The 18,436-nt window shown below is 58.4% G+C and carries 19 protein-coding genes; 5 read left to right on the top strand and 14 right to left on the bottom strand.

Going from position 1 to position 18,436, the window contains the following annotated elements:
* Nucleotides 1-6: 6 nt before the first annotated feature.
* The gene (locus AC6I8F_RS22085; RefSeq protein ID WP_022547229.1) at nucleotides 7-912 is read right to left on the bottom strand and encodes a polyprenyl synthetase family protein; all 906 of its coding nucleotides are present in this window, start codon (nucleotides 910-912) and stop codon (nucleotides 7-9) included.
* Nucleotides 913-1,029: 117 nt separating this feature from the next.
* Between AC6I8F_RS22085 and AC6I8F_RS22080 the strand changes: the two genes are divergently transcribed.
* Together AC6I8F_RS22080 and AC6I8F_RS22075 are read left to right on the top strand one after the other, a co-directional pair.
* A complete protein-coding gene (locus tag AC6I8F_RS22080; RefSeq protein WP_498028889.1) occupies nucleotides 1,030-2,301 on the top strand; it encodes an NAD(P)/FAD-dependent oxidoreductase in 1,272 nt (423 codons plus the stop codon).
* A gap of 141 nt (nucleotides 2,302-2,442) precedes the next feature.
* A complete protein-coding gene (locus tag AC6I8F_RS22075) occupies nucleotides 2,443-2,658 on the top strand; it encodes a hypothetical protein (protein WP_021508891.1) in 216 nt (71 codons plus the stop codon).
* Nucleotides 2,659-2,692: 34 nt separating this feature from the next.
* Here the strand turns inward: AC6I8F_RS22075 and AC6I8F_RS22070 are convergent, their stop codons facing one another.
* Nucleotides 2,693-3,400, bottom strand: a complete 708-nt coding sequence (locus tag AC6I8F_RS22070) for a phage antirepressor KilAC domain-containing protein (RefSeq protein WP_021508892.1) — start codon at nucleotides 3,398-3,400, stop codon at nucleotides 2,693-2,695.
* A 263-nt stretch (nucleotides 3,401-3,663) separates the two neighbouring features.
* Here AC6I8F_RS22070 and AC6I8F_RS22065 point away from each other — a divergent pair, with 263 nt between their 5' ends.
* Nucleotides 3,664-4,857 carry a zinc-dependent alcohol dehydrogenase gene (locus AC6I8F_RS22065; RefSeq protein WP_058781047.1) on the top strand — a complete coding sequence of 398 codons (1,194 nt, stop codon included), beginning with the start codon at nucleotides 3,664-3,666 and terminating at the stop codon, nucleotides 4,855-4,857.
* Between the two features lie 39 nt (nucleotides 4,858-4,896).
* Here AC6I8F_RS22065 and AC6I8F_RS22060 read toward each other — a convergent pair whose 3' ends face one another.
* From AC6I8F_RS22060 to AC6I8F_RS22040, 5 genes are all read right to left on the bottom strand, one after another.
* Nucleotides 4,897-5,244, bottom strand: coding sequence for a hypothetical protein (locus AC6I8F_RS22060; RefSeq protein WP_498028888.1), 348 nt, complete (start codon nucleotides 5,242-5,244; stop codon nucleotides 4,897-4,899).
* Between the two features lie 29 nt (nucleotides 5,245-5,273).
* Nucleotides 5,274-5,447 carry a hypothetical protein gene (locus AC6I8F_RS22055; RefSeq protein WP_021508895.1) on the bottom strand — a complete coding sequence of 58 codons (174 nt, stop codon included), beginning with the start codon at nucleotides 5,445-5,447 and terminating at the stop codon, nucleotides 5,274-5,276.
* Nucleotides 5,448-5,552: 105 nt separating this feature from the next.
* On the bottom strand, nucleotides 5,553-5,885 hold the full coding sequence (gene mazF / locus AC6I8F_RS22050; RefSeq protein WP_498028887.1) for an endoribonuclease MazF: 333 nt from the start codon (nucleotides 5,883-5,885) through the stop codon (nucleotides 5,553-5,555).
* Nucleotides 5,885-6,130: an AbrB/MazE/SpoVT family DNA-binding domain-containing protein gene (locus AC6I8F_RS22045; RefSeq protein ID WP_058770344.1), complete on the bottom strand. Its 246-nt coding sequence runs from the start codon at nucleotides 6,128-6,130 to the stop codon at nucleotides 5,885-5,887. Before AC6I8F_RS22045 ends, mazF begins: the two co-directional genes overlap by 1 nt.
* Nucleotides 6,131-6,229: 99 nt before the next feature.
* Nucleotides 6,230-7,075, bottom strand: a complete 846-nt coding sequence (locus AC6I8F_RS22040) for a helix-turn-helix transcriptional regulator (protein ID WP_498028886.1) — start codon at nucleotides 7,073-7,075, stop codon at nucleotides 6,230-6,232.
* 115 nt (nucleotides 7,076-7,190) lie between these two features.
* Between AC6I8F_RS22040 and AC6I8F_RS22035 the strand changes: the two genes are divergently transcribed.
* The gene (locus tag AC6I8F_RS22035; RefSeq protein WP_058758997.1) at nucleotides 7,191-8,600 is read left to right on the top strand and encodes an MFS transporter; all 1,410 of its coding nucleotides are present in this window, start codon (nucleotides 7,191-7,193) and stop codon (nucleotides 8,598-8,600) included.
* Between the two features lie 119 nt (nucleotides 8,601-8,719).
* Here the strand turns inward: AC6I8F_RS22035 and AC6I8F_RS22030 are convergent, their stop codons facing one another.
* Genes AC6I8F_RS22030 through AC6I8F_RS22010 form a run of 5 tightly spaced genes read right to left on the bottom strand, consistent with a single transcriptional unit; the run spans nucleotide 8,720 to nucleotide 13,744 of the window.
* Complete coding sequence (locus tag AC6I8F_RS22030; RefSeq protein ID WP_498028885.1) at nucleotides 8,720-9,802, bottom strand: ABC transporter ATP-binding protein; 1,083 nt, start codon at nucleotides 9,800-9,802, stop codon at nucleotides 8,720-8,722.
* Nucleotides 9,803-9,805: 3 nt separating this feature from the next.
* A complete protein-coding gene (locus AC6I8F_RS22025; protein WP_498029023.1) occupies nucleotides 9,806-10,756 on the bottom strand; it encodes a carbohydrate kinase family protein in 951 nt (316 codons plus the stop codon).
* A complete protein-coding gene (locus AC6I8F_RS22020; protein ID WP_125310204.1) occupies nucleotides 10,756-11,595 on the bottom strand; it encodes a carbohydrate ABC transporter permease in 840 nt (279 codons plus the stop codon). Before AC6I8F_RS22020 ends, AC6I8F_RS22025 begins: the two co-directional genes overlap by 1 nt.
* The gene (locus tag AC6I8F_RS22015) at nucleotides 11,585-12,496 is read right to left on the bottom strand and encodes a carbohydrate ABC transporter permease (RefSeq protein WP_021508901.1); all 912 of its coding nucleotides are present in this window, start codon (nucleotides 12,494-12,496) and stop codon (nucleotides 11,585-11,587) included. The genes AC6I8F_RS22020 and AC6I8F_RS22015 overlap by 11 nt, the downstream gene beginning before the upstream one ends.
* Nucleotides 12,497-12,505: 9 nt before the next feature.
* A complete protein-coding gene (locus tag AC6I8F_RS22010) occupies nucleotides 12,506-13,744 on the bottom strand; it encodes an extracellular solute-binding protein (RefSeq protein ID WP_104093420.1) in 1,239 nt (412 codons plus the stop codon).
* 265 nt (nucleotides 13,745-14,009) lie between these two features.
* On the opposite strand from AC6I8F_RS22010, the gene AC6I8F_RS22005 reads away from it, so the two are divergent.
* Nucleotides 14,010-15,179, top strand: a complete 1,170-nt coding sequence (locus AC6I8F_RS22005; protein ID WP_349844637.1) for an ROK family transcriptional regulator — start codon at nucleotides 14,010-14,012, stop codon at nucleotides 15,177-15,179.
* A gap of 17 nt (nucleotides 15,180-15,196) precedes the next feature.
* Here the strand turns inward: AC6I8F_RS22005 and AC6I8F_RS22000 are convergent, their stop codons facing one another.
* On the bottom strand, nucleotides 15,197-16,993 hold the full coding sequence (locus AC6I8F_RS22000; protein ID WP_498028884.1) for an ABC transporter ATP-binding protein: 1,797 nt from the start codon (nucleotides 16,991-16,993) through the stop codon (nucleotides 15,197-15,199).
* Nucleotides 16,990-18,432 carry a M81 family metallopeptidase gene (locus AC6I8F_RS21995; protein WP_264444184.1) on the bottom strand — a complete coding sequence of 481 codons (1,443 nt, stop codon included), beginning with the start codon at nucleotides 18,430-18,432 and terminating at the stop codon, nucleotides 16,990-16,992. Before AC6I8F_RS21995 ends, AC6I8F_RS22000 begins: the two co-directional genes overlap by 4 nt.
* Nucleotides 18,433-18,436: the final 4 nt, after the last annotated feature.

Here is an 18,436-nt window from a genome sequence, read left to right as displayed (position 1 = left end):
CCGGCTTCAGTTAAACATCGCCAGCTGTTGATTAAACAGGGCGTGCATATATTGACGGGTGGCGACACCGCGATGGCAGGCGCAGGCAAGGTGTGCATCGGCGCTGCTTAGATGGTCGCGCAGACGACGTTCAGCCCCTTCCGGGCCCAGCATCTGCACCAGAGTGGATTTGCCCTGATCCTGATGACAGTCCTTGCCGGTGTGCTTAGAGCCATCCGCCAGGTCGTCCAGTAACTGGAAAGCCTGACCTAAATCCTGCGCAAAATAGCTTAAACGCTGACGTACCTGCACTGACGCATCGGCCGCAATCGCCGCCATCTGCAGCGTGGCGCGAAACAGGACGCTGGTTTTCAGTTCGTTGGTGAGGGTGATGGCTTCCGGACTGCGGCTGTGTGCGCCGTCATGCAGATCCTGGAACTGACCCTGAACCAGTCCCTGCAGGCCCACGGCAGAGGAGAGCTCGGCAATGGCTTCGGCTTTGTGCGTTGCCGGCAGACCCGGCGCGAGTGCAATCACCTCAAAGGCGCGGCTGAGTAGCGCGACCGCTGCCAGGATCGCCACGTTTTCCCCATATTCACAGTGGATTGCCGGGCGCCCACGTCGCATCCGGGCGTTATCCATTGATGGAATGTCGTCAAGGATCAGTGAGGCGGCGTGCACCATTTCGACCGCACAGGCAAGATCAAGGATGCCCTGCTGCGCCACGTCACAGCCCATATCGCGTGCTGCCAGCAGCAGCAAGAGCGGACGAATACGTTTGCCCGGTGCCAGCGTGCCGGCACGCATGGCGGCACGAACGCGATCGGCCTGCTGCCCGGCAGGCAATAAATGTTCAAGATGAGCCTGCAATGCGTGATGCAACTGAAGGAGATCGCTTTCCTGGCTTGCTGTGGTATCGACATGGGCGGTCATAGCGGCTTTCCATGGTTAGTTAAATTCTTGTGCTTTTTCAATTAACCGTAGACCCGGTAAGGGGAGTGCGCCAGCGAGCGAAGCGACTTTAACGCACCGTCACGCTTTTTTTATTTATTGAATAATCTGAGAAGTAATTCCTATGACCCTCAGGCCAGTTTTCACTGCGGTGACTGTTATGATGACGGGCAATCAGAGGAGACAGCTATGACGACGCAAAAAGTGGCGGTAATCGGTGCGGGTGTGATCGGCCTTGCCGTGGCGTGGGCGCTGGCAAGGCAGGGCGCGCAGGTGACCCTCTTTGACCGGCAACATATGGGCGCGGGCACCAGCAGCACCACATTTGCCTGGGTGAACTCCAACGGCAAACAGCCTGCCAGCTATCACCGCCTCAATGCGCTGGCGATGGAGGAGCATATCCGGCTGCAGCTGACGCAGACCAATGGCGTGCGCTGGCTGGAACCTTGTGGCACCTGGGAGTGGGCCGGCGCGGGTGAAGCCGAACAGCAACTGCAGCAGCGTGCCACCGCCTTGCAGGCCGCTGGCTATGCGGCACGGCAAAGAACGCTGGCCGAGCTGCAGCAGGAAATTCCTGAACTGCGCGCGTCTGCGGTACACGGCAGCATCTGGCATTTTCCAACGGAATCGGTGCTCTATCCAGCGCTGTATCTGGCACGGCTGTGGTCAGAGGCGCAGGCGCACGGCGCGGTACTGCATCAGCATCAGGCGATTCAGCACATCAGTGAAAATGCGGAAGGCGTGACGGTGCAGCTGGAGCAGGGTGAGCAGTGGCAGGGTGATCGTCTGGTGCTGGCGACCGGACGCTGGGCCAATCAGCTGCTGCATACGCTTGGTCTGGAACTGGCGCTGATTGACACCAGCAAGCCTGATGCGGTGGCCTGCAGCTTTCTGGCGCGCACCGCACCGCAGCCGTTATCGCTTGGCACCAACCTGATTTCTCCGCAGCTGAACGTGCGGCCGGACGGCGGCGGGCGGTTACTGTTACAGGCGCTGGATCTCGATCATCTGGCCGATCCGGGCGCGCCGCCGTCGACTCATGGCGCCATCGCCGATCAGTTTCGGGAGCGCTACCGTGCGCTGTTTGCCACGGCTGGTGCGTTGCAGATCGAGCAGATTGTCGTCGGGCAGCGGGCGCGTCCGGCTGATGGGTTGCCGGCGCTGGGCTTTGTCACCCCGCATCAGCGCGTGTATGTCGCGGTGACGCACAGCGGCGTCACGCTGTCACCGCTGATTGGCAGGCTGGTGGCAGAAGAACTGATCGGCGACGGTCCCAGCGACCTGCTGAAAGAGTTCCGTCCACAACGGCTGATCGGTAAAACCGCCAGCGCGTTTGCACCGATTCAGCGAAACTTTCCGGCGGCACAGTGAGCGAAGCGATGGCGCAGACCACAGGATAGCGGGTTGATTAATTTTTAACCTGAATTAAGGCGTAGGCTGATCGCGATCAAAAAGACATCTGTCAGGCTGCTCAACCATGGAAGGCGAAACATAAGCCAGATGGAGGTGAGTATGCGTACCACCCTGATGACGCTGCCGCAGATGGCGCATTACCTTGATATCCCCTGTACCACGCTGGCGCGTGCTATGTGTAATCGTGGCACGCTGGAGAAATTGCCGCTGCCGGCGGCGGTTGATGACAGCCTGCCGCTCTCCTCTCGCTGCTGGTCACGCGAAGAGGTCAGGCAGTTTCGCCATCGGCTCCAGCGCCGCCGCCATCAGCGCTAAGCGAATCCAGCCGGTCGTCCTGACCGGCTGAATATCAGGCAGCGACACCATTCGGCCGTGCAGCGACATGACCGGCCCACAGGCTGGCAACCCACTTCACGCCTTTCGCGGTGAATCGTGCCTGTGAAAAAGCATGCTGGTTTTCACCCATTCCGCTGCGCAGTGCAAAATAGCCAGCCTGCAGATGGTGCTGCTGTGGCGTCAGCGCACCTTTGTCACGGTACATAATGTTGCGCTCAAGCAGAAACTGCCGAAACTCCGGCTCTTTCACCTTGAGCATTTTGCACAGCTGGCGAAAGCCCAGCGACTCATGCACATCAACAAAGCGATCAAAGAATTCTGCCTTTGGGGCCGTCAGCGCCAGTTGCTGTTCCGCCGCACGGCGTTGCTCAAACTGTTCTGCCCAGGCACGTGCCGCTTCCGCCGGATTAGTGAAATCGGGCAGATGGGTGAATTTTTCCCGCTCCTGCCAGCGGTCCAGCAGTTCGGCGGTAAAGCCAGGGGAAAGACGAGCAACCGCTAGCAGCGAGTCACGTTTATTCAGCTGAAACTCCTGACGTGTCTCACCTTCATGCTCGTAATGATTCACCGTGACAGGCTGGGAAAGGCGCTGCGCGGTTTCCAGGCTTTTAATCAGGCGCTTCACTTCGCCATGCGTGATGCCGGTTATTCTGGCAATTTCACGGCTGCTCATCAGCAGAGTTGCGTTGAGAGCAGCAAGACTTTCCGTTGAGATCATCATCAGTATCACCTCTTACAAACGTGGAACAGTCCATCAGACTGCTGGATAAGTATACAATATACTGTTTGCATATCCAGTATTATTTTTAGCCGTTGCTGTAAGAAATGCCTGTCTGCGAGATATCGCACAAAGCGCAACTGCGCCGGACCCCGCTCTGCACCCGATACCGATACGCTTGCCTATTCGACTATTACTACCAGGCTTAAGCGATTCAGGTTAAATAAAGACAGCCTTTCGTTACGCTTATTTATGAGGAGCTGATTATGAAAGCGTTAACTTATCATGGCCCGCATCGGGTGCGTGTTGAAACTGTTCCTGACCCGATTTTAGAGCAGCCGGACGACATTATTTTACGCGTCACCGCGACGGCAATTTGCGGCTCCGACTTACATCTTTATCGCGGAAAAATTCCCGGTACCGATCACGGTGATATATTTGGTCACGAATTTATGGGTGAAGTGGTCGAAGCGGGAAGTGAGGTTACCAACGTAAAAATTGGCGATCGCGTTGTGGTGCCCTTTGTTATTGCCTGTGGCGACTGTTTCTTTTGTCATCTGCATCAGTATGCGGCCTGTGAAAATACCAATAGCGGGCGCGGTGCTATTTTAAACAAGAAAAATATTACCCCGCCTGCAGCGTTATTTGGTTACAGCAAACTGTACGGTGGCGTGCCGGGCGGCCAGGCGGAATATGTCCGGGTGCCAAAAGCCAATGTCGGGCCGTTTAAAGTGCCGCTGGCGCTACCGGATGAGAAAGTGCTGTTTCTCTCCGATATCCTCCCCACCGCCTGGCAGGCAGTGCAAAATGCCGGGCTGGATAAAGGCTCCAGCGTCGCCATTTTTGGCGCCGGCCCGGTCGGGTTACTGAGTGCCGCCTGCGCGCGCCTGGTAGGGGCGGAAGAGATCTTTATGATTGACCACAACGCTTATCGACTGGAATTTGCCCGCCAGCGTTATGGGGTTACGCCGATCAATTTTGATGAAATCGACGATCCTGCTGGCTGGATCATTGATCACACCCAGGGCCACCGGGGCGTTGATGCGGTAATCGATGCGGTAGGTTTTGAAGCCAAGGGTAGCCTGACGGAAACGGTGATGAGTAATCTGAAGCTGGAGGGCAGCAGCGGGAAGGCGCTGCGGCAGTGTATTGCGGCGGTACGCCGTGGCGGTGTGGTCAGCGTGCCGGGCGTGTATGCCGGCTTTATCCACGGCTTCCTGTTTGGCGATGCATTCGATAAAGGACTGACGTTTAAAATGGGCCAGACGCATGTGCAGGCCTATTTACCGCGCCTGCTGTCGCTGATTGAGCAAGGGCTGCTGACACCGGAAGAGATTGTGACGCACCATATGCCGCTGGAAGAGGCCGCGCGCGGCTATGAAATCTTTGAAAAACGCAAAGAGGATTGCCGCAAAGTGATTCTGGTGCCCGGTATGGCCAGTACCACGCCGGCGGCCTGAGTGCTGACAGGCTGCCTGACGGCAGCCTGCTTCTGTGGCTTAACGCACGATGTCTTCATCGCGGTCGTTGAGCTCGGGTAGTGCAATTTGCCGTGAGGGCGCGTTATCGAGCCGATCGCCATAATCAACACTGACATCGGGCAGGCTGGTAAACTGGCCATCGACGAACAAAAAGCTCAGGTGTTTTTCCACCTCGGCCAGTAATTCGTCCACTTCCTGCTCCGTTTCTCCCCCGGCATCTTTACCATCCAGCTGCCAGCGATAACGATCGCCCACTCTTTCCGCACCGCCAATATCAACGATATGGCCGTCGATATTTTCCACCAGTAAACGCTGACGGGAAAAATAGAGTAAATAGGGCATCCGATCGCGATTGTTTTCTGACATAACATAACTCCTTCATGACGTTACCACGGTTAGCGCAGAAAATAATAGCGAAACGCAAATACTGCCCAATATACCGCGTTCAGACCTAAATAAGCCCAGCACCCCCAATAAGCCACAGGCTCGCGACGGGTGCGCAGTTTAGGTAAGAAAGCCAGTAAATAACCGGCTGCAGCAATAAGCGAAACGAAATAAAGTAGTTTCATGCGCTCTCCTGAATTTATTATCGTCTGATAAGCATAGTCAGGATAAATAAGGTTGGGGATAGCGCAGGACATTCTTATCGGTGGCGATGGCAAAGATAACGGACGTCAGCCAATCAGCGCTTTAGCTTTAGCGCGAATCTCACTCAGTTCGTCGGCGGTCACATGGCTTTTTTTCACCACTTTCCTGGCGCGCCAGTCGATGGAGGTGACCTGATCGGCCAGCGCCACACTATCACGGCTACCGGTAAGGGAAACTTCAAAAGGATAGCCTTTGACTTGGGTGGTACACGGGACGCACAACAACATGCCAACCTTGGTGTTATAGGCAAAGGGACTCAGCACAACCGCAGGACGATGGCCGCCCTGTTCATGGCCAAGGGTGGGATCAAAATCCAGCCAGATGAGATCGCCTGCATCGGGAACAAAACGTGACACCATCAGATTCTTTCCTTGCCCACTGAAGGTCCAAAATCAATTTTATCATGGACGTTATCGTCGGTGATCTCGTCCAGCAGAGCGTCCAGTGAATACACCTTTTCCCTGAGCGGCACAAGGATCAGTTTGCCATCTTCAACACTGAGTTCCAGTTTATCGTCCACGCTGAGCGACGCGGATTGCATCACGCTGGACGGAATGCGAATCGAGGGACTGTTGCCCCATTTCTTTAAGGTGACGGTCGTCATAACAGGCCTCCGAAGAATGTGTATACATTGTATAGCCGTGATGATGTTGATACAACGTATAAACACCTTCAGCCTGACATGTTAAGAAAGCGGCAGGATTCAGCGCGCCGTTAACTGTTGCAACGCCGCTGCGCTGGCGGCATCATCCGGCACATATACCAGCAGGCGATCGCCGTTGCGTGACGCCGACCACCAGTTATTCTGGCGCAGCGTCATTTCGCCTACTTCGGCACGGTAAAAGCGTTTCACGCGGTTTTCCACCTTGCCCAGTTCGTAGCGCTGCCAGGTGTGCGCGAACTCATCGGAACTGTTCAGCAATCGCGCCAGGAAGCTCTCCCAGTGCGGATCGCCCAGATGCTCGCCCATCTGACCGCGAAACATCGCCACCATCTGTGGCATCACTTCGTCCCAGTCGGTCATCACATTGCGCCAGCCGGCATGGTTGAACGCCAGCCAGATACAGTTGCGTTCTTCCGGCGCGATCTGGGCTAAATCGACGCCCATCAGCGCACACCAGGCCTGGTTATAGCCGAGGATATCGAAGCGCGGCGTTTCGATGATCGCCGGTAGCTGAATGGCATCCAGCATTTGCTGATTATGTCCGGCGAGTTTGCAGCAGGCAGCAGCGACGCGCGTCGATGGCAGGGTGTGTCCGGCCAGCGAAAACAGATGCTGCGTCTCAACATCATTGCATTGCAGGGCGCTGGCGATGGCCGTCAGCGTTTTGGTGGAGGCTTTGATATCGCGCCCCTGTTCCAGCCAGGTGACGCCGACATCCGCCAGCTGCGCCACCTCTTCACGGCGTAAACCCGGCGTGCGGCGCTGACGCATACGCGGTAAACCGAGGCGGTTAGGATCCAGGCTCTCACGGCGCGTACGTAAAAAGGTACCGAGTAATTTACGGTTGTTCAGCTCAGCGGGGGTAAGGGTTTGCGCGGTGCTCATCAGCAGCTCTCCAGACGAGACGGGTAGAAATTATACCATGATAATCAAGAACTGGTACCCGTTTAATGGTTAGGTGATGCTATGCCGTAGTGAAACTAAAAACAAGGTTAACGCTATGCAGACATCGCAACTTCAACGTGCAGGACTGGTGGTCCTGCTGGCCGGGCAGCTATTGCCGATGATCGACTTTTCCATAGTTAACGTCGCGCTGGATGCGATGGCGCAATCGCTGCGTGCCTCGCCGATCGCGCTGGCGCTGATCGTGGCGGTGTACGGTATCGCTTTTGCTATTTGTCTGGCGATGGGCGGACGCCTGGGCGATAACTTTGGCCGCCGTCGCGTGTTTTTAGCCGGCGTCTGGATCTTCGGCATTGCGTCATTATTGTGCGGCATCGCTAACAGCGTCGGCATGCTGATGTTTGCCCGCGCGCTGCAGGGCGTCGGCGCCGCTTTTATGGTGCCGCAGATTCTTGCCACGCTGCACGTTACGCTGCAGGGCAGGGCGCATGCGCGGGCCATTGGCCTGTACGGCGGTATCGGCGGGCTGGCTTTTATTATTGGCCAGGTGCTGGGCGGTTTTTTGATCAAAGCCGATATTGGCGGCTACGGCTGGCGCAGCGTGTTTCTCATCAACCTGCCGATCTGCCTGTTCGTCCTGCTGACCGCGCGCCGCTTCGTGCCGGAAACGCATAACCTCAAGCGGGTGCCGGTGGATGTGAGCGGTACGCTGCTGCTGGCTGGCGCGATCGGCTGTCTAATGCTGGCACTCGCGCTGGGGCCGCTGCTGCACTGGTCGTGGCCGTGCCTGTTACTACTGGCGCTGTTTCCGTTGTTTCTGCATCGGCTGCGTCATAGCGCGCTGCGACTGGAAGCCGCTGGCGGATCGCCGCTGCTGCCGCCCTCGCTGCTGCGTCTTTCCAGCGTGCGTTTTGGTCTGACGCTGGCGGTGCTGTTCTTCTCCTGCTGGAGCGGCTTTATGTTCGCGGTGGCGCTGACGCTGCAATCCGGCATCGGCATGACCGCTTTCCAGTCCGGCAACGCGTTTATTGCCCTGGGTGCGGCCTATTTTATTGGCTCAATGCGTACTACCCGCATGGTTGAGCGCTATGGTAAACGTGCCACGTTACTGTCTGGCTGTGCGATTCAGATGGTCGGGCTGGTGGCGCTGATCGCGACGCTGCAGCTGAAGTGGCCGCAGGTGGGCATTGCTACGTTGATTCCGGCTACCGCGCTGATTGGCTTTGGCCAGTCGTTTATTGTCAGCACCTTCTACCGGATTGGCATGAGCGGGGTGCCGCATCATCAGGCCGGCGCAGGCAGTGCGGTGCTGTCTACCGTGCAGCAATCGGCGCTGGGACTGGGACCGATGCTGCTCGGCGGCGTGTTCACCCAGATCAATCAGCATGGTAATCATCTGGCAGCCATCAGCGGTACGCTGGCGGTGGAGTTGCTGATGATGGCACTGCTGGTGGTGCTGACCAGCGTCAACCGTCGGACGTTCCAGCCGGTGACGGCTGAAGGCTGACGCCGGAGGGAAAAAGTCAGCCCGTCTGGTCACCGTAAACGCTGATCCTGCAAGGTAATAACAGGTTTTTGGGCCGGGTGCGCATTGATGCGCCCCGGCACCTGAAAACCGCGCCGCGCTTACGTTTCCGCCAGGCGTAAACCGCTTTCGGCATCGAACAGATGAATTTTTTGCGGATTGAAACCGATGTGCAGCGTCGCGCCACTGCTGGCCGCATGCCGTCCGGCCATCTGCATGTGCAGCGCATGACCGTGCCAGTCAAGGTGCAGCAGAGTTGATTCCCCGGTAATCTCCACCACGTTTACCCTCGCAGGCGCGCCGTCCTGCACTTCGCACAGATCGTGCGGGCGCACCCCCAGCGTCACGGCAGCGCCTTCACGTTCCTGTGCCACCGCCTGCCACTGCGCGGGCAGCGGCTGCCACCAGTCCTGACACTGCACGCCCGGCACGCCGTCATGCGTCAGCAATTGTGCCGGTAACAGGTTCATGGGCGGCGAACCAATAAAACGCGCCACAAAGGTATCTGCCGGACGATCGTAGATCGCCAGCGGTGCGCCCTGTTGCACGATGCGTCCCTCTTTCATCACCACAATCTGGTCGGCCAGCGTCATCGCTTCTACCTGATCGTGCGTGACATACACCATGGTGGTTTTGAAACGCTGATGCAGCGACTTGATCTCGGCGCGCAGCTCCATGCGCAGCTGGGCATCAAGGTTAGAGAGCGGTTCGTCAAACAGAAACACCTGCGGATTACGCACCATGGCGCGGCCCATCGCCACGCGCTGACGCTGCCCACCCGAGAGCGCGCGCGGGTAGCGCTGCAGCAGCTTATCAATGCCAAGAATCGCGGCGATGCGCGCGATTTTCTGCTGCTGCTCATCGCGGCGTACCTTTTTTACCTGCATGTGAAACGCCAGGTTTTCGGCCACCGTCAGATGCGGATAGAGCGCATAACTCTGAAACACCATCGCAATGTCGCGATCGGCGGGATCGCGATCGTTAATCTGCACCTTATCCATCAGAATCGCGCCGTCGGAAAGGCTCTCCAGTCCGGCGAGCAGGCGCAGCAGCGTCGATTTGCCGCAGCCGGACGGGCCGACCAGCACGGTAAAGCTGCCGTCGGGAATGGTCAGGTCGAGCGGATGCAGCACCGACTGTTTACCGTAGCGCTTGGCCACTTTAACGAGTTCAACACCGGCCATAATTTAAAACTCCTGTGCGCATAGTTGCAGTTGTTGCCAGTCGGGATAACGACGTGGCTGCGTGCTGATTGCCAGTGAGGCCACCGCAATGCCCCATTGCAGTGCGGTGGCAAGATCCTGCTGATGCAGCAGCGCGGTGAGAAAGCCGGCGTTAAAGCTGTCGCCGGCACCGATGGTGTCGACCACCGCGACCGCGCGACCAGGCTGTTGCAGGCTGTGCTGACGTTGCCAGCAGCCCGCGCCCTGTGCACCGCATTTCACCACGCAGCCGCCGCGCCCGCTGAGCCGTTGCGCAAGCTGGTGCGCGCCGGTGTGCAGATCATCTGCGCCACTCAGCCCGAGCGTTTCGACTTCATTGAGCAGTAGCCAGTCGCACTGCGGCAGCCAGCGGGCGATCTGCACGCGTACCTCATCGCTCCAGCCCTGCGGCGGCCAGCCGGTATCGACGGCGGTGATAAACCCGCGCTGATGCAGTTCGGCCAGCAACTGCGGATAGTCGTCATACAGTTGCAGGCAGAGAAACGTGCCGCACAACAGCACGATATCGCCCCTGCTGGCTTGCGCCGGGAGCTGGCTCAACACGTCCTGCGCGCTGAGCCGCACAATGTGACCGAGATTGCTGAGGAACGATCGCTCGTGATCGGAGTGCGTGACGCCAACGGTGAGCGAGGTTTCGCAGGCGTAGCGCGTCCAGTGCGCCGCGCTGTGCGGAAAATGGCTCGCCAGCCATGCGCTGAGGCCGTCATCGCCCTGATTAGCGACGGCGCGATGGCGCACCTGCATCGCTTCCAGCGCCAGTGCGCAGTTGCCCGCCGAACCGCCCGGACGCAGCTCACTGTGCTGCAGCATCACTTCGGTGCCACGCTGCGGCCAGCTGTCCAGCGTACCCATGATAACATCGACATTGATATTGCCCACCACGTAGAGCGTGGCGCGGGCTTCCTTATTGCTCATCATCCTTTGCTCCCGCCACTGGCAAGGCCGCTGACCAGCGTTTTTTGCAGCCAGATAGCGATAAAGAGAGGAGGAACCGACGCCAGAATGCCGACGGCGGCAATCAGCCCATCGTCGGTGGCGCGGCCTGCGGTAAAGCCGGCAATGGTGACCGGCAGGGTTTGCGCGGCGATGTTACTGGTGAACAGCAGGGCGTAGAAAAATTCATCCCACGCCAGCAGCCAGCCAAACAGCGCCGCCGCGCCCAGCACCGGTTTCGCCAGCGGCAGCGTAATGCGCAGCAGCACCTGCCAGACGCGCAGCCCATCAAGACGCGCGGCCTGTTCGATATCCTGCGGCAGGGCATCAAACTGGTTTTTCAGCATCCAGGTGAGAAACGGCAAAATCAGCGAGCAGTACACGATGATCAAACCGGGTCGGGTGTTGAGCAGATCGAACTGCTGCAGCAGAAAGTAGAGCGGCAGCACAAACGCCACCGGCGGCACCATATAGATGGCCAGAGACGCGAACAGCCAGCCGTCGCGACCGCGATAGCGCGAGAAGCTGAACGCCGCCGGAATCGCCAGCAGCAGGCACACCAGCGTCGCGCCGGTTGCCACCAGCAGGCTATTACCCAGCGCATGCAGAAACAGCGCGCCGGGCTGGCCGGGTTCCAGCAAGATCAGCCTGCCGTAGCGGCTGAAATCCCACTGGCGCGGCAGCCATTCCAGCGGCACGCGAGTCAGATCGCTGGTGGCGCTGACGCTCATCAGAAACAGCCAGCCCATCGGTGCCACGACAGAGAGCGCCACCAGCAGCGCCGCCGCGTATTTAGCGCAGGTACGCAGTTTAACCTTCATAGGCACTTCCCCGACGGCGCTGCCGCCACAGTAATAGCATGTAAAGGGTGATCAGCACCGCGCACAGCAGCGTCATTAACATGGCATAAGCCGCACCGCTGCCGGCGCGCAGGTAGCTGAAGGATTCCTGATAGACGTAAAAGCTCAGTGTTTTGGTGCTGTCGACCGGACCGCCGCGCGTCATCACATAGATGATGTCGAAGATCTTAAAGGCGTCGATGGTGCGTAACACCAGCGCCACGCTGAGCGATCCGACAATCGCCGGAAAGGTGATGGCACGAAAACGCCGCCATGCCGATGCGCCATCCAGCCGCGCCGCTTCGTAGAGATCCTCCGGCACCGACTGCAGCGCCGCCAGCACCAGCAGCGTCACCAGCGGATAGTTTTTCCAGATGTCGGCAAACATTACTGCGTTGAGCGCGGAAGCCGGCGACCCCAGCCAGCTGCGGTAGCCATCAATGATACCGAGCTGCGTCAGCAGGGCATTGATACTGCCGTAGTCCGGATTGAAATTGAGGCGCCACATCATGGCGTTCACAATGGTTGGCAGCGCCCACGGCAGAATCACCAGCACGCGCAGCACGTTACGTCCGGCGAATTTCTGGTTGAGCAGCAGCGCAACCAGCACGCCGATGACGCCTTCAATCGCTACCGACACCACGGTGAAGTAGAGCGTGCGCCACAGCGAGGTTTGAAAATCCGCATCGGTAATGGCGTAGAGATAGTTCTCCAGACCAATCCATTGCGGCGCTTCCCCGCCGCTGCCAATCAGCGCGGCGTCGGTAAAACTCAGCCAGATAGTGCGCAGCAGCGGCCAAGCGGTGAGCAACAGCATCACCAGTAGCATGGGTGCCAGCAGCACCCACGCCTGCCGTTGTTCGCGTTGACGCAAACTCAGCATACTGACCCCTTAACGCAGACGCGCCGCACTTTTGTCTACCGCCTGCATGGCTGCTTCCGGTGTCGCGCTGCCGACCAGAACCTGTTGCAGCTGCTGCTGCAGGGTGTTGGAGAGACGTGAATAATCAGCGGTTTCCGGACGCGACAGCATGACATTCAGCGATTTGTCGGCAGCAGCGATCAGGCTCTCCTGATTCTTACTGACCGCGGGATCCTGGTAGGAGCTTTTCCAGATCGGCAGACTGAGCGTGGCGTATTTATTCTGTACCGGCTGCGAAGTCATGTAACTGATGTACTGCCACGCCTGATCCGGATGGCTGCTGCCTTTGGCAATGCCCAGACCCATCGAACCGTTGACCGCGCCGAAACGATTGGGCGCATCGCCAGGTGCCGGCATGATACCAACCTGGCCGGCGACTTTACTCTGTTTGGCATCGTTGGCCATGTTGTACATGTAGGTCCAGTTGAGAGCGAAAGCCGCATCGCCGTTGGAGAAGGCTTTGCGCACGTCCTCTTCCAGATATTCGCGCGAAGCCGGGTTGGTCAGGCCCTCATCAAGCGAGCTTTTCATCAGCTTCACCGCCTGCAGCGAGGCTGGCGTTGAGAAATCGAGCTTACCGTTGTTATAGAATTTGCCGCCGAAACCGGAGACCAGCGTGGTGTAGTCACACACCAGCGCTTCCGCCTGTGACCAGCTCCATACCAGCGGATATTTAACGATATTTTTCTGCTTAATGATGCGCGCATCATCCATCACCTGCTGCCAGGTTTGCGGCAGATCTTTGATGCCGGCTTTTTCCAGCATCGCTTTGTTGTAGTAGAGATATTTGGTGTCGAGGATCCACGGCATGCCCAATGTTTTGCCTTTGAACACCACGGTGTTCAATGCGCCGGGGAAGATTTTCTCTTTTTCATCTGCGCTGATGCGGCTGCTGACATCCTGCAACAGGTCGAACTTGCTGAATTCCGCCGGCCAGATGGCATCAAACAGCACCACATCGTAACCGTTGCCGCCCGCGCCGCGTGCCGCGACAATCTTATCGTGCAGCGCTTCGTAAGGAACAAACTCCAGATTGACCTGCACGTCCGGGTGCGCTGTCTGAAACGCCTGAGTCATGGCGCGGATATCGTTTTCACTGTAGGCCGCCTGCGTCATAAACAGGGCGTTGAGCGTAGTGGTAGCCGCTGCCGCGCTGCCCGCGCAGGCGAACAGTACGGCGGCAAAACAACCTTTCATCTGATTTTTCATTGCGTTCTCGCCTTCATGCAGTAGAGGGTGTTTAATTAAATCAATTTGATTGATTTAATATCGCGCACAGATTGCCAGCGCGCAGTGGCTGACAGCAGTGAGCTAAAGCAAGGGACGTGCCAGGGCAGAAAACAACGCTGCCATCCGACACTACTTTGCACAGATTTTTGCCGCTGTCAGGTAAACAGGTTGTAAAATGTGTGGCCGATCATAGATATTGAGGCGGCGGTCCGCAGCGGATGTAAAAAAGAGGGAAGCGAGCAGGATGAAAACGTCGGGAACCAATCTGGAACATGCGCGCGCGCACAATCGCCGGGTGATTATCGAAGCGATACGCCTGCACGGTGAGCTGACCCGTGCCGAGCTGGCGCGACTGACCGCGTTAACGCCGCAAACCGTCTCGAATATCGTCGCTGAACTGGAGCAGGCGGAGTTGCTCACCAGCCGTCAGCCGCGTAAGCAGGGCCGCGGTCAGCCGGCGATTCCGGTCACCCTGAATCCGGCCAGTGCGTTTTCCATCGGCATCCATCTCGACCATCAGACGCTACTGATTGTGCTGGTGGACCTCACCGGTGAAATCCATTTTCGCCGCCTTATTATGGTGCAAAAACCGCAGCCGGATGCCACATTAGCGCGCATTGCCGGGGTGCTGGCGGAGATCAAACAGCAGACCGGGCCGCGCTGGCAAAAAGTGCTGGGTATTGGCGTAGTGATGCCGGGGCCGTTTGGTGTGGAAGGTATCTCGTCAATGGGGCCGACCACGCTGCACGGCTGGGAGGACGTCGATATCGCGGCGCGTCTTACTGAGATGAGCGGACTGCCGGTCACGCTGGAGAATGATGCCACCGTCGCGGCGATTGGCGAACGCTTTCACGGCGTGGCGCGTCATCTTAATTCCTTTATTTATCTGTATATTGGCACGGGCCTGGGCGCGGGCATCATCATGGATGGCCACGTGTACAGCGGCCATGCGCACAACGCCGGTGAAGTAGGGCATGTGGTGGTTGAACCCGGTGGACGTGAGTGTTACTGCGGCAATCACGGCTGCCTGGAGCGTTATGTTTCGCTGCAGGCCGCTTACGAATTCTGCGGGCTGGACCCAATGAGCGCGCTGCCGGAAGATTTACTGCAGGTTGATCCGGCGCTGTTTGATCGCTGGATCGATACTGTGCTCACGCCGCTGCGCCAGGGTATTAATATGCTGGAGTGTATCTTTGATGCCGAGAGCGTGATTATAGGCGGCATGATGCCTGCGGTGTTGCTGGATAAAATTATCCAGCGCCTGCCGCCGCTCTACCAATCGGTGCGCGGCCGCTATCTGACCGGCACGCGACTCAAGACCGGCATGACCGGCAGCGACACCGCCGCTCTCGGCGCAGCGGCTCTGCCAATTTTTGATGAGTTTAATCCGCAGTTCCAGGTGCTGATGAAGTGAAAAACGCGGCCAGCGTTTTACCGCATCACCCAGTGTCCGGCGCTCACTTCCTGATAATGCCGTGTTTCCGGCACAAATCCATTGGCGCGCACCGGGCTCTTCAGCTCGCTGACGTCAACGTGCCGTTTTAAATGGCGGCGCGCCGGATCGGGCACTGGCACCGACGCGAGCAGTTTTTGTGTGTATGGGTGCTGCGGATTCTCAAAAATAGCCGCGCGCGGTCCAATCTCAACAATCTCTCCCAGCAGCATCACCGCCACACGATGGCTGATACGCTCTACTACCGCCATATCGTGTGAGATAAACAGATACGACAGATTCAGGCTGTGTTGCAGATCGAGCAGCAGATTGATGATCTGCGCTTTCACGGTGACATCAAGGGCGGAAACCGACTCGTCGGCAATGATCATTTTCGGATCGAGCATCAGCGCACGGGCAATGCAGATGCGCTGACGCTGGCCGCCGGAAAATTCGTGCGGATAGCGTTTCAGCATGGTTGCGGGCAGGCCAACGCGCGTCATCAGTTCGGCCGCTTTGCTCTGTGCGGCGGCCTTACTGCCCAGCCGATGCTGTAAAAAAGGTTCGGTGAGGGCTTCCAGGACCGACATACGCGGGTTAAGGCTGGCAAACGGATCCTGAAAAATCATCTGCATGGCGCAGCGCAGCTTGCGCAGTTCTTGTCGGGAGAGGGTGAGCACGTCGCTGCCATCAAAAGCAATCTGTCCGGAGGCCGGCTGCACCAGCCGCGTTAGCGAGCGGCCGGTGGTGGATTTACCACAGCCGGATTCGCCGACCAGCGACAATGTTTCACCCGGCAGCAAATCAAACGAGATATTCTCCACGGCGTGCACCGCACCGGTTTTACGGCTGAACAGCCCTTCGTGAATGCTGAAGCGCGTGCTGAGGTTCTTCACCGACAGCAGCGGCGTTTGCCCTTGTGGCGTCTGCCGCGCCTGTGCCACCGGCGCTTCGCCGTTGAGCGCAAACTTACGCGGTCCATCGATGCCGCGCATGGCACCCAGCTGCGGCACGGTTGCAATCAGCGTGCGGGTATACTCTGCCGCCGGGGCTGAAAAAATCGCGGCGGTGCTGCCGGTTTCCACCATCGCGCCCTGATACATCACCAGCGTTCGGTCGGCGACTTCTGCCACCACGCCCATATCGTGGGTGATGAACAGCACGGCGGTGCCTTCCTCCTCCTGCAGGGTCTTGATCAGGTCAAGGATTTGACCCTGAATCGTGACGTCGAGCGCCGTGGTCGGCTCGTCAGCAATCAGCAGTTTTGGACGCAGCGCCAGCGCCATGGCAATCATCACACGCTGACGCATGCCGCCGGAAAAGTGGTGCGGGTAGTCACTGAAGCGTTTGGCCGCGTTGGGAATACGCACTTTCTCCAGCAGCCGGATAGTCTCTTCGCGGGCTGCGCGTGCGCTGATTTTGCGGTGTGCGATCAGCGCCTCAGCAATCTGATGACCAATAGTGAACGACGGATTAAGGCTGGTCATCGGCTCCTGGAATATCATCGCGATGGCATTGCCGCGGATGTCGCGCATTGCACGTTCGCTCAGCGTGAGCAAGTCCACGCCGTTCAGCAGCACTTTGCCGCTGATACGTGCGTGACGGCTATTCAGCAGACGCATGATCGCCATCGAGGTAACGCTTTTGCCTGAGCCCGACTCACCCACGATCGCCAGCGTTTCACCGGCCCCGAGGGTAAAAGAGACGTTTTTCACCACCTCACGCCAGCGGTCATCGCTGCGAAACGCGACGGTGAGATTTTCGATGCTCAGCATCGGCGGGTCAGCGCGATTCATTGTGCCGCCACAAAGCGCGCCGAGCGGGTGCTGACCGGCACAAAGGTAAAATCGGTATCGAACGGATAAGCCGGCTGCTGCTTGCGCTTGCGCACCAGCCGTTCAACATACTGATCGACCACACCTTCCGACAGCGCCATCAGGTTGGGATTGGCAATCGGCGCCAGCTCGGGCGACAGGTAACCGGATTTCACCACCACAATTTTTGCCTGGCGCGGATCGAGTCCGAGCAGGGCGAAATCCGCCAGGTTGTGATAAGGACGACGCCGATCGGCAACTACCACGGTAATGCCTGCAATCTTCAGCAGCGCCTGACGGGCAACCGAACGGGCATCATCACTCAGCAGCAGCACGTCAAACTCGCCGCTGACTTTGCCGCCGGCAGGATCCAGCGTGGCACCGATAGTCAGGGAGAGCCGTGCGCCGACGCCCGCGGCGAATGCCGCCTCCGTGGCCGGTTTATCAGTAATGCCGGCAACGATGACATCCTGCGCATTTTGCCGCAGCAGTTCGGCCAGTACATCGGCCCGATCGCCCACGCCGCCGCCAGTCGGGTTATCACCGGAGTCGGCGAGAATCACCGGTCCGCCAGGACTGGAAATCGCCATGCGTACGCACTCTTCAGTACTGCCGGTCACGCAGCCAAACACAAATTGCTCACGCGCCTGCCAGTAAGCCAGCGCCAGTTTGGCCGCCTGCTCAGACAGCACATCGGCATCGGTGCCGGTCATGATGGCTGCCGCCGTGGCGCGTGGCTCATCCGCCCAGACATAGCCAACCATCAGCGAAGCATCCCAGATATGTTCAAGTGCGTTAATCCCGGGCAGGCTGGCATACAGACTTTTGGCGGGTTCATCTTCGGTGCTGGTGCGTTCACCTGGCAGCACCACGGGGATCGGTGCCCACACCACACCCGGTCGGATGCCGCTTTGCAGGCTATTGACCAGCATTGAGACGGAGCGGCGCATGGTCTCTTCCACATCGATATGGGGTGCCGTGCGGTAGGTTGAAAACATATCGATCGCGTCGATGATGCGCTGCGAGACATTGCCGTGCAGATCGTAGCTGACGCTAATCGGACAATCGGGCCCGACCAGCTCGCGCGTCGCGCTAATCCAGTCGCCTTCCGCGTCTTCCATCCCTTCGACATAAACCGCGCCGTGCATCGCCAGGTAAACGCCATCCACGGGCAAATACGCCTCGAGCCGATGGAGAAACTCCTGTTTGAAGGCATCATAGGTCACACGTGCTACTGGCCCACCGGCAATGGCACGGGCGTGAAAGGTCGGCAGAAACTCGGCCGCGTAATCCTGCAGAAAAGCGAAATAGGGATTGGTCGTCATCGTTTCACCCCGCACGATGCGGAAATCGTCGGCGTAATTGAGCACCGGATTCCAGGTACTGCATTCAGTATGAATTCCACCATAGGCAATGCGCATAACA

This window comes from gamma proteobacterium symbiont of Axiagastus rosmarus, from assembly GCF_059730925.1.
The sequence above is the reverse complement of the archived record's forward strand: the minus strand, read 5'-3'. Positions and strand labels throughout refer to the sequence as shown.

What these genes read in the sequence shown, in the direction of transcription:
- AC6I8F_RS22030 (WP_498028885.1), bottom strand. Translation starts at nt 9,802, where the DNA reads ATGGCCGGTGTTGAACTCGTTAAAGTGGCCAAGCGCTACGGTAAACAG.
- AC6I8F_RS22015 (WP_021508901.1), bottom strand. Translation starts at nt 12,496, where the DNA reads ATGCTGAGTTTGCGTCAACGCGAACAACGGCAGGCGTGGGTGCTGCTG.
- AC6I8F_RS22025 (WP_498029023.1), bottom strand. Translation starts at nt 10,756, where the DNA reads ATGAGCAATAAGGAAGCCCGCGCCACGCTCTACGTGGTGGGCAATATC.
- mazF (WP_498028887.1), bottom strand. Translation starts at nt 5,885, where the DNA reads ATGGTGTCACGTTTTGTTCCCGATGCAGGCGATCTCATCTGGCTGGAT.
- AC6I8F_RS22070 (WP_021508892.1), bottom strand. Translation starts at nt 3,400, where the DNA reads ATGATGATCTCAACGGAAAGTCTTGCTGCTCTCAACGCAACTCTGCTG.
- AC6I8F_RS22060 (WP_498028888.1), bottom strand. Translation starts at nt 5,244, where the DNA reads ATGTCAGAAAACAATCGCGATCGGATGCCCTATTTACTCTATTTTTCC.
- AC6I8F_RS21995 (WP_264444184.1), bottom strand. Translation starts at nt 18,432, where the DNA reads ATGCGCATTGCCTATGGTGGAATTCATACTGAATGCAGTACCTGGAAT.
- AC6I8F_RS22065 (WP_058781047.1), top strand. Translation starts at nt 3,664, where the DNA reads ATGAAAGCGTTAACTTATCATGGCCCGCATCGGGTGCGTGTTGAAACT.
- AC6I8F_RS22040 (WP_498028886.1), bottom strand. Translation starts at nt 7,075, where the DNA reads ATGAGCACCGCGCAAACCCTTACCCCCGCTGAGCTGAACAACCGTAAA.
- AC6I8F_RS22000 (WP_498028884.1), bottom strand. Translation starts at nt 16,993, where the DNA reads ATGAATCGCGCTGACCCGCCGATGCTGAGCATCGAAAATCTCACCGTC.
- AC6I8F_RS22035 (WP_058758997.1), top strand. Translation starts at nt 7,191, where the DNA reads ATGCAGACATCGCAACTTCAACGTGCAGGACTGGTGGTCCTGCTGGCC.
- AC6I8F_RS22055 (WP_021508895.1), bottom strand. Translation starts at nt 5,447, where the DNA reads ATGAAACTACTTTATTTCGTTTCGCTTATTGCTGCAGCCGGTTATTTA.
- AC6I8F_RS22045 (WP_058770344.1), bottom strand. Translation starts at nt 6,130, where the DNA reads ATGACGACCGTCACCTTAAAGAAATGGGGCAACAGTCCCTCGATTCGC.
- AC6I8F_RS22010 (WP_104093420.1), bottom strand. Translation starts at nt 13,744, where the DNA reads ATGAAAAATCAGATGAAAGGTTGTTTTGCCGCCGTACTGTTCGCCTGC.
- AC6I8F_RS22085 (WP_022547229.1), bottom strand. Translation starts at nt 912, where the DNA reads ATGACCGCCCATGTCGATACCACAGCAAGCCAGGAAAGCGATCTCCTT.
- AC6I8F_RS22020 (WP_125310204.1), bottom strand. Translation starts at nt 11,595, where the DNA reads ATGAAGGTTAAACTGCGTACCTGCGCTAAATACGCGGCGGCGCTGCTG.
- AC6I8F_RS22075 (WP_021508891.1), top strand. Translation starts at nt 2,443, where the DNA reads ATGCGTACCACCCTGATGACGCTGCCGCAGATGGCGCATTACCTTGAT.
- AC6I8F_RS22005 (WP_349844637.1), top strand. Translation starts at nt 14,010, where the DNA reads ATGAAAACGTCGGGAACCAATCTGGAACATGCGCGCGCGCACAATCGC.